This window comes from Shewanella carassii (assembly GCF_002777975.1).
GTDB classification, from domain to species: Bacteria; Pseudomonadota; Gammaproteobacteria; order Enterobacterales; family Shewanellaceae; genus Shewanella; species Shewanella carassii.
Genome location: NZ_NGVS01000031.1, coordinates 150,457 through 164,048, shown reverse-complemented (window position 1 = coordinate 164,048; position 13,592 = coordinate 150,457). Strand labels below are relative to the sequence as shown.

Annotated in this window: 10 protein-coding genes; 3 read left to right on the top strand and 7 right to left on the bottom strand. The window is 51.9% G+C overall.

Translation table 11 applies throughout. The features are described 5' to 3' along the window. Window positions 1-73 precede the first annotated feature (73 nt). From CBE72_RS15475 to CBE72_RS15465, 3 genes are read left to right on the top strand one after another with little or no spacing between them, the layout of a single operon-like run. Complete coding sequence (locus tag CBE72_RS15475) at window positions 74-421, top strand: PepSY domain-containing protein (protein WP_100144945.1); 348 nt, start codon at window positions 74-76, stop codon at window positions 419-421. Continuing rightward, a complete protein-coding gene (locus tag CBE72_RS15470) occupies window positions 402-1,076 on the top strand; it encodes a response regulator transcription factor (RefSeq protein WP_100144785.1) in 675 nt (224 codons plus the stop codon). Before CBE72_RS15475 ends, CBE72_RS15470 begins: the two co-directional genes overlap by 20 nt. Then, complete coding sequence (locus CBE72_RS15465) at window positions 1,076-2,407, top strand: ATP-binding protein (protein ID WP_100144783.1); 1,332 nt, start codon at window positions 1,076-1,078, stop codon at window positions 2,405-2,407. The genes CBE72_RS15470 and CBE72_RS15465 overlap by 1 nt, the downstream gene beginning before the upstream one ends. A gap of 106 nt (window positions 2,408-2,513) precedes the next feature. On the opposite strand, the gene CBE72_RS15460 is transcribed toward CBE72_RS15465, so the two are convergent. From CBE72_RS15460 to CBE72_RS15425, 7 genes are all read right to left on the bottom strand, one after another. Beyond that, a complete protein-coding gene (locus tag CBE72_RS15460) occupies window positions 2,514-5,972 on the bottom strand; it encodes a zinc-dependent metalloprotease (protein ID WP_100144781.1) in 3,459 nt (1,152 codons plus the stop codon). A 23-nt stretch (window positions 5,973-5,995) separates the two neighbouring features. Then, window positions 5,996-6,766, bottom strand: coding sequence for a hypothetical protein (locus CBE72_RS15455; protein WP_167387686.1), 771 nt, complete (start codon window positions 6,764-6,766; stop codon window positions 5,996-5,998). Window positions 6,767-7,667: 901 nt separating this feature from the next. Further along, window positions 7,668-8,468 (bottom strand): DUF1338 domain-containing protein, encoded by an 801-nt coding sequence (locus CBE72_RS15445; protein WP_100144775.1) that lies wholly within the window; start codon window positions 8,466-8,468, stop codon window positions 7,668-7,670. Between the two features lie 83 nt (window positions 8,469-8,551). Then, window positions 8,552-10,012, bottom strand: coding sequence for a succinylglutamate-semialdehyde dehydrogenase (gene astD, locus CBE72_RS15440; RefSeq protein WP_100144773.1), 1,461 nt, complete (start codon window positions 10,010-10,012; stop codon window positions 8,552-8,554). Between the two features lie 10 nt (window positions 10,013-10,022). Beyond that, window positions 10,023-11,042, bottom strand: a complete 1,020-nt coding sequence (astA, locus tag CBE72_RS15435; RefSeq protein ID WP_100144943.1) for an arginine N-succinyltransferase — start codon at window positions 11,040-11,042, stop codon at window positions 10,023-10,025. A gap of 102 nt (window positions 11,043-11,144) precedes the next feature. After that, entirely contained in the window at window positions 11,145-12,362 is a 1,218-nt protein-coding gene (locus CBE72_RS15430) for an aspartate aminotransferase family protein (protein ID WP_100144771.1), read from the bottom strand. Between the two features lie 306 nt (window positions 12,363-12,668). Then, window positions 12,669-13,574: an alpha/beta hydrolase gene (locus CBE72_RS15425; protein WP_100144769.1), complete on the bottom strand. Its 906-nt coding sequence runs from the start codon at window positions 13,572-13,574 to the stop codon at window positions 12,669-12,671. Window positions 13,575-13,592 lie beyond the last annotated feature (18 nt).

The following is a 13,592-nucleotide window of genomic DNA, read 5'->3' as shown; positions in this document are numbered from 1 at the left end:
CTTGATTTAAGCCTGATTCTATAGAGTGGCCAAGGTAATAACCTTGGCCACTTTTGTTTTTCAGGAGCATCAATTGAGAGGGCTATTTTTCATTTGTTTTATTAGCCTGACCTTGAGTACCGCAAAGGCTGAAGTAGCCAGTCCCCACCTGGAACCCGATCACGATATCGCCAAAGAATTAGTGAAGTCCGGGACGATCCTCTCCCTGGATGCCACACTGTCTCAGCTACAATGGGTGTGCCATGGCAAATTGATCGACGCTCATCTCTATCAGAAAGAGGGTGAATGGCGTTATGATTTGCAGATAAAAGTCGAACATGGTCGTATCGTCAGTCTGAGTCTGGATGCAGGCACAGGCTTACCCGATAACCAAACCCCATTACCGAGCGAATGTCGTCCCAATGAAACTGCTACTCGTTGAAGATAACGCCCTGCTGGTTGAAGAGCTGGCAAAACAATTGAAACAGGCTGGCTATGTCACAGATGTCACAGACAAAGCGGTAGAAGCCGACTACCTGGTCAAAGAAACCCAGTATGACTGTATCATTCTCGATATTGGCTTGCCCGATGGCAACGGCTTGCAGTTGCTGGAGAAATGGCGTCAACAGGGATTGTCCACTCCCGTGATTATGTTGACCGCCCGCAGTCAGTGGCACGAGAAAGTCGAAGGCTTCAATGCCGGCGCCGATGACTATCTGGGCAAACCCTTCCATACCCAAGAGCTGCTGGCCAGACTGCAGGCCATTATCCACCGCACCCATGGCCGCGCCAATGTACCGGGCAAACAGTTAAACTTCGGCGGCGTCAGTTTGGATGAAGCCGAACAGACAGTGACGGTCAATGGCCAACATTTTGACCTCACGGCCATGGAATTCCGCTTGCTGCGGATCTTTCTAATGTCGCCCAAGAAGCTGCTTTCTAAGGCACAGATCACCGACAAGCTGTACCAGTTTGACGATGAGAAAGAGAGCAATGTGGTCGAGGTCTATGTCACCCACCTGCGCAAGAAACTGGGCAAGGCGGCGATAGAAACCCGCCGCGGCCAAGGTTATATCTTTCACGGCAGCCAATCCTGATGATGTCCATTCGCACCAAGCTGAGCCTGTGGCTGACAGCACTGGTGCTACTGAGTACCTTGATAGGCCTGGCGTTTATGGAATCCATGCTGCGTCAGGCATTCCACGACTCTATCATCAACCGCTTACAGGAAGATCTGGAACAGGTGGCGCTGGCTACTCATCTCAATGACGGCGAGATCCTCATCGATCAGAGCCTGCTCTCCGGCTTCTACAAACCCGCCTATTCCGGGCGCTATTATCAGCTCAATCTGCCGGATCGGGAGATCCGCTCCCGCTCCTTGTGGGATCAACGCCTGGAGATAGTGCCGTTAGAGCCAGGGCAAACCCGCGCCTGGCAAACCAAGGGCCCACAAAACCACGATATTCAACTGTTGTCATTGGGGCTGACCTCAAGTAGCAAGAAGATCAATGCCACCCTGACGGTAGCGCAGGATCTCAGCATAGGCCGCAAGGTATTTACCGAGGTCTATGGCACCAAGCTGAGTGTTAACCTGGCCATGTTGCTGGCGATGATCCTGGGGATTTTCTTGGTATTGCGGCAATCCTTCAAGCCGGTGAAGCAGATAAAACAGGCACTGGCCAAACTCAGGGAGGGGGAGATCAACTCGCTGTCGCTGGAGACCATACCTCCCGAAGTCAAACCCCTGGCCGAGACCTACAACGAGCTGCTTGAATACACCAGTAACCAAATTCAGCGCAGCCGCAATAATCTGGGCAACCTCAGCCATGGCCTGAAGACGCCGCTGGCAGTAATGCGCCAACAGGTCGAAGCGCTGGGGCTGAAAGATCCCGATACCGCCAGGGCTCTGGAACAACAGCTGGATCAGATCCACAAGATGATAGAGCGTAAGCTGGCGGCAGCGCGGATCACCGGCGATATGCTACCGGCGGCACAATTGGTGCTGCCAAGAGACCTAGAAAGCCTGTGCCAAACCCTGGACAAGGTGCATAGACACAAACAGATCAGCTGGCGCTTCGATATCAGCGAAGGCATTCCCAGGCTGCCAATCCATAGGGAAGACGGCATGGAACTGCTCGGTAACCTGCTGGATAACGCCTATAAGTGGGCCTCAAGCCAGGTATTGGTGAGAGTGTGGCAACATCAGGGGCAGGTATATGTCAGCGTCGAAGATGATGGCCCTGGGGTGGCAGAGGAAAACATGCAAACCCTCACCCGCCGCGGCAATCGCCTCGATGAAGAGATCAATGGTCATGGACTGGGGCTGTCAATAGTCAAGGATATTGCCGAGCAGTATCAGTTGGATATCGACTTCTGCAAGAGCCCGGCACTCGGGGGGCTCAAGGTTTCACTGACCTTTAAGGCCTGAAAGCGTAGGAAACCACCAAGGGGCATTTATACGCCCGGGCTCGGCGGTCATCTCCCCACAAAAAAGAACCCAGCCAAGGCTGGGTTCTTTGGTTTTATGCTGTCACTTAATCCAGCACTGGCAGATAGCTTAATGCCAGGCGGTCACGGGTTAACTGCTGGTTCAATCTCTCACGAACAGTTTCACCATTGACAGTCTGATCCAGCACATCGGCAGCCGCGGCTGCGACAAACTGCTCCACTTCCTTGATACGGGCAATCAATGCCAGCGCCAACTTGTTCTCGGCAGTGGCAGCATAGATTTTACCGTTCAGAGGAATTTGGGCCTGAATATCCAGTCCGGGAGCAGCCTGATGGATACCAACGTATTCACGCCATACCCTGGCCTTTTGCTCGCCCTGATAGTCGCTATCAACCGAAGCCAACACCACTTGTCTCAGCACCATCTGCAACAAGTTGCTCTTACCCTTGGGTTGACCATTGACGGTATCAAAGCCGAAGAAGCGTGATACAGTGCGGTCATAGTTAGGCAGAGGCTCTATGCTCTGGCTGGCAAAGTCGCTGTAATAAGGCAGATACTTGGCCAGTTCCGGGCTGCTGTTACAGGCATCGGCAAACAAAGGCTTGCCATTGCTGACCAGATCCGGGCCATTACCCAGCGCCATACGACACAGCATCTCTTTGAACAACTTGCCGGTTTGTGGCAGATCCACCAGCGCCTTATGACCACGGCTGGAAGTCGATCTCGGGGTAGTTCGGCTCACCAAGGCACGCACTGCCAACAGCTTGTCAGGCCATACTCCGAGCACATCCCGCTCGTTGACATAAGGATGGTTAGGCGAGCCTTCCGGAGCCTTGATCCCGTTCAGCAAACGGCCGGCGAAGGTAACATCGGCAGTCACCAGATCGCGGTATTCCGCTTTGATACTGGCATTAATCAGCAGTTCCTTCAGCGTCTCTGGAGAGTCGGCAAACTGGCTGATCACTTCGCCCGGAGCAAACTTAGCAGTCATGTCCGCACTCTTGAAGCGATACTGCTGTAACAAGTTCGCGAAGTTAAATTGCTGCTTGGACACAGCCTTACCATCTGCAGTACGGAAGGTAACATCCAGTACGGCGTCGTTTTCACCGGCAAGATGCAGGAACAGGTCAGCGGCCTTATTCATCGCCCGCTGATTGGCACAATACCAGGCATCCTGACCGGCTGCAGCTTTGGCCTGACAATCGTTGGCAAAGAAGTTTTCCGGTAAATTGAAAATGTCCTCGAGGAAACTGACATCTTCAATAAATTGGCGGATCTCGTCAAACTGACGCTTACGGGCAATGGTGTAACTCAGACTGCTGTCTTCATACAGTGACTGACGGTTATGTCTCAGGTTACTGGTTTCATAGCTGTCATGGTATCTGTCGATATAGAACTGAGCGATATCATCCAGGTTCTTACCGGCATCACTACGGTTACAGTTACTGTTGAGCGACACATGTTCATCGGTACAGAAAGCATAACTACGCAACTCATGGTTCTGCTCGATATTATAGAGCGCACCGTAGCGGGTCTCCCCTTGAAGTATGCCTTTTTTCAGCTCCTCACGACGCTTGGCATCTTCCTCTTTGAGGGAGACAAAATCACCGTCTTTAGCCTCGACTTCACGAGCATAACCAAAACGTAGTGCCGCCAGGTCATAGGGTTCAAATGTCGTGGCAAAACGGTTGACGTTGTAGTCCATCTGACTGGAAAACTCGGCGTTCACCTTCAATTCCGGATAACCGGCACTGGCAAAGGCCTGGTTCAATCCTTCCAACTCTGTCTGTTTAAAGGTATTGGCATCATCACGACTACCGGCAAAGTTGTGTCTCAAACCAAAGTTATGACCCATTTCGTGGGTCAAGGTACCGGCAAAGGCCTGGGCGGCCAGCGCCGTGCTCAGACTATCCTGCAGATCCAGACTCAGCTTCTCGAATGCCTGCAGCTTACCGCCAACATCACCATTAACCCACAGCTCGGGATTCTGCCAATCAATCTTGTGGCCCTTGACGCCGGAGGGCAGCATTCTTTGTTGACCACCTGTGGCAAACACAGTGTCGACATGCATCAAAGTATGCTCGGACCAATAGTCGCGATTGGCCTCATCAAAATCGGCCAAGGCGTTAAACTGCTGTTCATCAGGCATTAATGGCAGTGCAGTAGGAGCGGCGGCCATCATCACATCGGCGGGCTTGTCCAGCGCGGCAGGCACAGCTTGCAATGTGGTGGAAGCCGCTGGCTTAACTACGGCTTGCTGATAAGGCACGCCGGTCAGGGTTTCAACCGAAGCCGCATCCAGCTTGCCACGGTTATAGTCCAACATCAGTTGCCGATAGTAACGTACCGCACCTTGCTTGAGGTTGGAACTGTACTGGTTAACCCTGGCGCTGACAATCTCCCCTGTCAGTGGGTTGGCGGCTGAAGGGCCGTAACCGGCCAGACCATTGTCCAATGGTTCATCAAACAGAGTGATATGGTTATAACGCAGATCGCCATGGCGCTTATCGCCCGCTTTTTCCAGCTTAATCTGTGGCAAGCCGGTGTGATAACGGCTGTTGGCGATATTCATCGCGGTCACAGACTCGATAGCCGCATCCAGGAACGGCTTGTTCTTGGGCTCATAGAAGTTGTTGGACAGGTAATATACCAACTCTCCCTTGGCCGGGTTGAAGCGGTTCAAGTAAGTACGAACATAGCCATCCACCCCTTCGGAGTCGGTCCTATCCCGATAGCTGTGGCTGGAGTTAAAGAACCCAAAGGTACCTTTTTCCTGCTCACTGTAAGGGATGGGTTGATAATCTTTGCTGGCCAACTGATCCAGCGCCACGATAGAGATAAACTCAGTGGTGGTGAATGACAGATTGTCCAGATTACCGCCGTGGAACTTATTAAAACACTGGCCAGAAACCTGATAGGTGTGTTCAATCTCGAAGTTGATCACCCCTTTATCCAGATCCATTTCATAGCCTTTGTAAGCACCTGTATTGACCAATTTGGGATCTTCAGTTTCAGTGACACACTCACCAAACATAAAGATATCGTTGATCCCCAATTCGGCAATCTTGGTGTCGGCAAAGTCGGGGACAAAGTAACGCTTGTCCTGCCAGGTCAGGTTGGCATCCGTGTTAACCTGCTCGACGTTGATACATTCACGCCACTTGTCTTCGGTACATCTGAAGTCGATGTATTCACCGGGAATGGTCAGCACTGGCGCTTGGTTGATGCCTTCCTGATAACGGCTATCATGACCTAGGCCAATGGCGTCACGGTCTAATTGACGAACCTGAATACCATTCTCTGTCTTATGCAGGGTCACCAGCTTAGGGTCTCCCTGACTGAAGCCTCTTATTGATCCGGCATAACGTGGCGCTTTACCAACGCTACGAATATAGAGGTACTGGCGCTCACCCGCCTTCTCTATCGAGTCGCTGCTGATCTGCTTCTCATCTTTGGGCAATTCCTTATATGGTTCTTCTCCTGCCCCACATCCTGCGAGTGACAGACTGGCAGCTATGGCCAGACTCAGACTTGACTTCTTCATTTAATCCTCTGAATAAATTGAGTTTATAGGTATTTTGTTACTGAGAAATAGAAGGTTGAACTGCGTTTGTCATACACTTCAAACCCTTCCGAAGGCCCCAATTCCGGGTGATAAAAACTGCCGCTGTTGTTATGACCTATAGCCAATGTCCAACTCTCGGCAGGCATCCATCCCAGTTCCTGGGCAAACGTGAATTGGTCATCCATACGACGACCACGATAATTTTTCGACATCCGATAGCGACCACTGATATCCAGATACCATTGGCTGGCAAACTGCCAGTAGGCATCGGCCACCAGATCGACCTGATGTTCAATCAGCACCCGCTCACCCGCAGTCTTATACTTGTAGGCGTTGTATCTATATCTGGGAGATAGATAAAAGCTGAAATCACCTTCAGGGCGATAGAAGAGATAGGCAGCAATCCTGGGGGCATACTCCAATCTATCCAGCTTGGTGTAATGCCCCGCAGGTAGATAAACCCCGACACTGCCCTTGAGCGACAGGGTGTCGGTCAGGGAATACAGCGGCGTCCGATACTCGAGTAAGGGATCAAAAAAGCTTGACTCCTTACCGTGCAGCGTCTCTTTTTCACCGCCAAAGGTCAGTAGCACACTGCCCCAATCGCTGTTGTAATCGACCCTGGCATCCAGACTATAAGCCCGGTAGGCATCGAAGGCCGATTCACTGTAGACATTGCGGGTATAAGATGCGTTGAAATAGGCAGTCCATTCGCCAAATTCTTCCTGTTTGATTTCAAACTCGTTAACCGCCTGAGCTTGTCCAGCAAACAATAGAAAGCCCAGCAAAGGTAATGTTGTCTTTGCTTTTTTACTTTTTATTATGCGTGACAAGGCCAGATCGCGGTGATATTTACCGGATCTCATATTTAAAAAGCCTTAATTTATTTAAAACGAATTAACCTGGAAAACTTCCAGTCTAAGAGGTGCTTCCTTGAATTGGTTTAACCCATTCAAGAAGCAGTTGCGTCCAATAGGGAATCCAATCGGAAGAAGGTTGAGAGACTCCCTGATTAGGGATTCGTGGTCCGCAGAAAAAAACAAAAAACCAACTTACGGCTATCGACTTAAAAAGCTCAACTAAAACAGCATTGTCTGCCAACTTAACAGCCAAAATACAGGGGAGAGACAGAGTGTACATCGCCAATTTATGTACCGATGAACCCTCATGATTGGCGATTGAAATGAGAGTATTAACTTCCTCAAACTTATTCGACATCGCTGTATTAGAAAAAGCCAAAAATAATAGAAAAGGCATGGCCAACCTGACCAGACACTGAATTTTCCTATATGACTTATTTCTATTATTCATGTGATTTTCCGCCGCCCCAAACGGAATAGCGTCTCGATATTAGCTCGAATGCTCTCAATACATATTGTTACTTATGTAAATAAGCATAAGCGCGAAAAACACAGTGATCAACACCAATACCCAATCACTATTCTAAATAGATTAAAAACAGGATATAGGTCATAAAAAACATCAAAAATATAAATTAACTCGAAGGAAAGAATACTCAAACCAAACATGGCAAAAACATTAATAAAACAACATAAAACACACAGTTAATCAGAATGATTTATTTAAATACAAAAAAGCCCTCTTTATCGAGAGGGCTTAACTACAACCATATTTATCAATAACAAAACATTGTTAGCGTTGAATTCCCTGCGACTAAGCTATGGCATTAGTGCTCTCAAAAATCTTATCTGCCGAGGCCGCAACGAAGCCGGTATAGAGTTCACCATCGGCTTTGGGATAACGCAGGGCAAATTCATAGAAACAACTGGGGATCTCTACCGTCTTGTCATCGAAGGCGACGGGGATTCTGTCGGCCATGGTGGAAGACTGTTCCAGCAAGACTTCGGCCGAACCTTTGATCTCACCGCCCACACTGTTGAGGGTAAACCCAGCCTCCTTGAGCGCAGTATTCACGGCGGCCAGGGTGCTGAACTCGGCCAGATGGTTCACAGACACGGTAAAGTGGTTGGCACGATAACCAAAGGCGGCAACCCAGGCAGCATACTCACTCTCGGCGAGCAGGGCTTGGTAGGTGTCATAGTCAAGCTGCCAGTGTCTGCCTGAATAAGTAAAGTTATCTGCGGTCAAAGCCTGGGTTGGGATCTGCTCAACCAAGTCGGCAACCCGCTGTTGCAGCTCTGGGCTGAACTCTTCCACCAGCAGCTCAGAAATAAAGACCTTGGGCTGAGTCGGGTCCGGATGCTCAAAGTGCTTTGCCACCAGCTTTTTCTGCTCAAAGCGATAATCGCCGCAAGCCACATAGCCCAGCGCTTCGAAATGGGCTGCCAGCACATCCAAGCCCACCTTGGGCAGATTAAATGTACGCAAGGCGATATGGTCGTTAATAATCGCCTTGCCTTGACCCAACAGCTGATGCACTTTGGCCGCCGAAGGCGTCATCTTGATATAGTCCTGCCACATGGCATTGAACAGCGCATTGATATCTGTATGCATGGTTATTCCCTGTGTAATGCAGTTTGCCCAAAGGCAAATGGTATGTTCAAAAAAGGGAAGCGCCACTGCGCTTCCCTTCACTGTCAGAGGCTAAGTCCCGGACTCAATGCCTGTGGCAAACTCAGACCATCGGCCTCCATGGAAGCCACGGGATAGGCACAATAGTCGGCCGCATAGAAGGCGCTGGCTCTGTGGTTACCCGATGCCCCGACGCCGCCGAATGGCGCCGCACCAGAGGCTCCGGTGATCTGCTTGTTCCAGTTCACTATGCCGGCACGAATCCGTGCCAGGAAATAGTCATAGTCTTCACGGCTATCGGCCAGCAACCCGGCAGAAAGGCCATAACGGGTATCATTGGCCAGCGAAATCGCCTGATCAAAGCTGCTGTAGCGCACCAGTTGTAGCAAGGGCCCAAAATACTCTTCATCGGGCAGTTCAATCACCTCGGTAACATCAATCAACCCAGGAGACACCAGGCCGGTACCGCTCTCAATATGGGTCAGTTCCACCAGCGAAACCCCGCCGAGATTCTGCAGATTACGCTGCGCCGCGACCATGCCCTTGGCTGCTGCTTCAGAGATCATCGAGCCCATAAAGGGCTGTGGTTCAGCATTCCAGGGGCCGACAGCTATCGTTTTGACCGCTGCAACCAGGGCGGCAATCAAAGCATCGCCCTGCTCACCTTTCTCTATGTAGAGACGACGGGCACAAGTACAACGCTGGCCACTGGAGATATAGGCAGATTGAATAATTTCGTGCACGGCCGCCTTGATATCACAGATCCCTTTAACGATGAGCGGATTGTTACCACCCATTTCCAGGGCAAGGATCTTGCCCGGATGACCGGCGTACTGCTGATGCAGCAAGTGGCCGGTGCGGGAGCTGCCGGTAAAGAACAGACCATCGAGCTGAGGATGTGAAGCCAGCGCCTTGCCGGTTTCCACTTCGCCCTGCACCAGATTGATGACCCCGGCGGGCAGGCCGGCTTTCTCCCACAGCTTGAGCATCAGCTCTGCCACTTTGGGTGTCAGTTCCGATGGCTTGAATACCACGGTATTGCCCGCCAGCAAAGCCGGTACTATATGGCCGTTGGGAAGATGCCCTGGGAAATTATAAGGCCCAAAGACCGCCACTACGCCGTGGGGCTTGTGTCTCAGCACGGCTCGTCCGGCAGGCAGTTCATTTTCAGTTTCGCCGGTACGCTTGTGATAAGCCGCGACCGACAGACCAATTTTGCCTATCATGGCACCCGCCTCAGTGGCCGTTTCCCACAGTGGCTTACCGGTTTCCTGCGCTATGGTGTCGGCAATTTCTCCCTTATGCGCTTCCAGCTGATCGCGATAGGCCTCTATCACCTGCAGGCGGCCGTCAAAGCCGAGCATAAACCAGTCAAACTGTGCCTCTCTGGCAGCTGCAACGGCAGCTTCTACTTGAGCCGGGGTAGCGGCATTACCCTGCCACAGGGTTTCGCCGTTGGCCGGGTTGCTTGAACTCATTGCCTGGCCTTCGCCAGCGAGCCATTGGCCCTTGATAAATTGTGTCATTATGCTGTTCCTATATTGCCAATACCCTGACCGATTGCCCGTCTGCCACCAAGAGTGCGGCGGCCAACTCGCTCGACAGGATCACTTCTTCACTGTCGTCTGTCAGCGCCAGCTTGGCCGAACCGGCACGGTAGTCTGCCAAATGGGTGTTGGAGAGAATAAAGCTGTCCTTTGATTGAGGCATATCGCCGATACGCACCGTCAGTAGGCGACTCTCGCGCACGGAGCGAATGTCCGCCAGGTTGCATTCAACCGTGGGGCCACCATCAAAAATATCCACATAGTTGCGCCAGCGGAAACCTTCCGCCTGTAACAGGCTCAAGGCCGGGCGTGTATTGGTGTGCACTTCACCGATAACCTTCTGCGCCGCTTCGGGCAACAGGCAAACATAGACAGGGCTACGGGGCATCATCTCGGCCATAAAGGCCTTCTGCCCCAGACCAGAGAGATAATCGGCCTGAACAAAGTCTATGCCGAGGAAGTTTTGCTGCAGCCAGCCATAGAAAGGGGAATTACCGTTTTCATCGCTGACCCCGCGCATCTCGGCAATAACAGTTTCACCGAACCGATTGGCGTGCTGGGCCAAAAACAGAAAGCGACTGCGTGACAGCATGCGGCCATTGTTGCCCTTGCGGTAGGAGTCTCTCAGAAACAGAGTACAGAGCTCGGCGGCACCTGTGTAGTCATGGCACAGGCTGAGGGTTTCAACCTCGTTACGTACTTCTATCTGCGACGAATGATAAACCTCTGTGCCCAGACGGTAATGGTAGAAGGCATCTTCCATTCCCACCGCGGCTTCCAGACCACAGGTACCCACGACCTCTTGTGTCTCTGTGTCTTCAAGCACCATGAGGTAGCCTTCATCAAAAGGCGTTTCCACCGCCTTGGCGAAAGAGGTTTCCGAACGGGCGATCTTGCGGGTCAGCAGCTCATCATTGACCGGCAGCGAGGTGAATCCATGACCCGATTCTTCGGCGATACAGCGCAGCGCCGGAAAATCTGAGGCTCGGATAGGCCGTATGATTAACATGGTTAAATCTCCACTCATCCACAGTTGCTGCTCCGTCAGGAATGGCCCGTCAGAACAGCAGCTGTGAGTCTATTGCGCTAAGTGGGCCAGGGCCCACGGGGATCAGGCGGCAACCACCTTGGCGACCGCTTTTTCAAAGCGTGCCAGACCCTCGGCAATATCACTTTCAGGGATGATCAAAGAAGGAGTAAAACGAACCACGTTGGCACCGGCCATCAGTGTCATCAGGCCATTGTCGACCGAGGCCAACAGAAACTCACGGCTGCGTCCCTGATACTGCTCATTCAACACGGCGCCGAGCAACAGTCCCTTGCCGCGCACCTCGGAAAACACCTGGTACTTGGCATTGATTTTTTCCAGGCCATCACGCAGCAGTTGCTCACGACGCTTAACGCCCTGCAACACTTCAGGGGTATTGACTACATCAAATACCGCGTTGCTGACGGCGCAGGCCAGAGGGTTACCGCCATAGGTGGAACCATGAGTGCCCACTTTAAGATGAGCGGCAATCTTGTCAGTGGTCAGCATGGCCGCGATGGGGAAACCGCCGCCCAGGGCCTTGGCCGTGGTGAGAATGTCCGGCACTATATCTGTGCCCATGTAGGCATACAGTTCGCCGGTACGGCCAACACCGGTTTGCACCTCATCGAACACCACCAACGCATTGTACTTGTCGGCCAGTTCACGCACCTTGGCCAAAAATTCTGGAGTGGCGTTTATGATACCGCCCTCACCCTGCAGCGGTTCCAGCATGATGGCACAGGTCTTGTCCGACACCGCGGCTTCCAATGCGGCAACATCGTTGAATGGCAGGTGTGTGATCCCCTGCGGCTTGGGGCCAAAACCATCTGAGTAGGCGGCCTGGCCACCGACACTGACGGTAAAGAAGGTTCTACCGTGGAAAGCCTTGTCGAAGGCGATAATCTGATCTTTTTCGGCGCCGAAATTGTCCAGAGCATAGCGGCGGGCCAGTTTCAGGGCCGCTTCATTGGCTTCGGCACCTGAGTTGGCGAAATAGACCTTGTCGGCAAAAGTGGCGTTAACCAGTTTGGTCGCCAATGCCAGTGCCGGCTCATTGGTCATCACATTGGACAAGTGCCAGAGTTTTTCGCCCTGCGCCTTAAGCGCCTCAACGGCGGCTGGATGACAGTGGCCCAAACAGTTAACTGCAATACCACCGGCAAAGTCGACATACTCTTTGCCTTCCTGATCCCAAACACGACTGCCATCGCCACGAACCGGAATAACGGGTGACGGTGCATAATTAGGCACCATGACTTCATCAAACTGGGCACGTGTCAAATTCATGTTTACACTCATTCCTTCTCATCCTTTGTGTTATCGGCGGCTCTGACGGCCACCGATTTAAGCAGTTAATCTTTATTTTTTGTGAGCAAAACTGCACCCACTTGTGTTGCTTAGGTGTCATTATTAGCGAAATTGTGATCAAAACACCAGTTTTATCAATAATCATGGCCAAGTTATTAACCTGTAAATGCATAAAGATCTGAGTTTGAGAATTAAGCAGGCAAATAACTGCCATTTAACGGCATAAATAGTCACAAAAAGTCTTAACTGACGCCTGAACCACTAACTATTCATAAAAAATGCATAGTTAGCAACTCATCATAACAGCAGATTATTGCGTATAAAAGCAGCGATTTGCCCCCTGGCCTCAGTGGCCTCGGGCAGCAGTTCAAATAGTGGAAACACATGGGGCATATGGAGGTAAAAACCGGCTTCTATGTGACCGCCGTCGCGCAATACCGCCTGTTGCAGGCGCTCGGCATCCTGCAGCAACAACTCACGGGTACCGGCCAGCAGCAAGATGGGCGGCAAGTCCTTAAAACAGCCATAAAGCGGCGAGACTCGCTCAGACATGGGGTTGCTACCGGCGAGATAGGCCCCCCTGAGTCTGAGCAGGGATTCAACGGTAAACAAGGGGTCGTCAGCTGCCAAAATGCGCTCGGTATCGCCTGTAATACCGAGATCCAAGGCCGGAGACAGCAACACGCAGGCTCTCGGCAACGGTAACTCAAGCTGTTTCAGCTGTAACAACAGGCTCAAAGCAAGATTGCCTCCGGCCGAGTCGCCCATCAGCACCAGTTTGTCCGGGTCACAATGCTCAAGCGTCATCCGATAAGCTTCCAGCACATCATCACAGGCCGCCGGAAATGGGTGCTCAGGTGCCAGACGATAATCGGGCACGTAACAATCTGCCAGACTGCGCTGCATGATATCGGCCAGGAAACGGGCATGGGCATGGGGGGTCTTGAAACAGAAGCCGCCGCCGCGGATATAAAAGAGGCTGACTTCTCTGGGTTGCGGCAGCTGGTAATGGATGAGCGGCGAGTGGCTCAACGGCCAGTGTTCGACCTTGAGTTCCGGCGGCCAGCCCAGCAAGCGACGATCCATCTCCAGCAAACGCTGACGAATAGCACTGAGTGGGACTTTGGCACTGCCGCGACTGACCGATGGCCGCGCCACATAAGTTAACAACCGGTTCAATACCGAGGCTTGCCAACTGGGCATAGCTCCTCCATGAAAGGC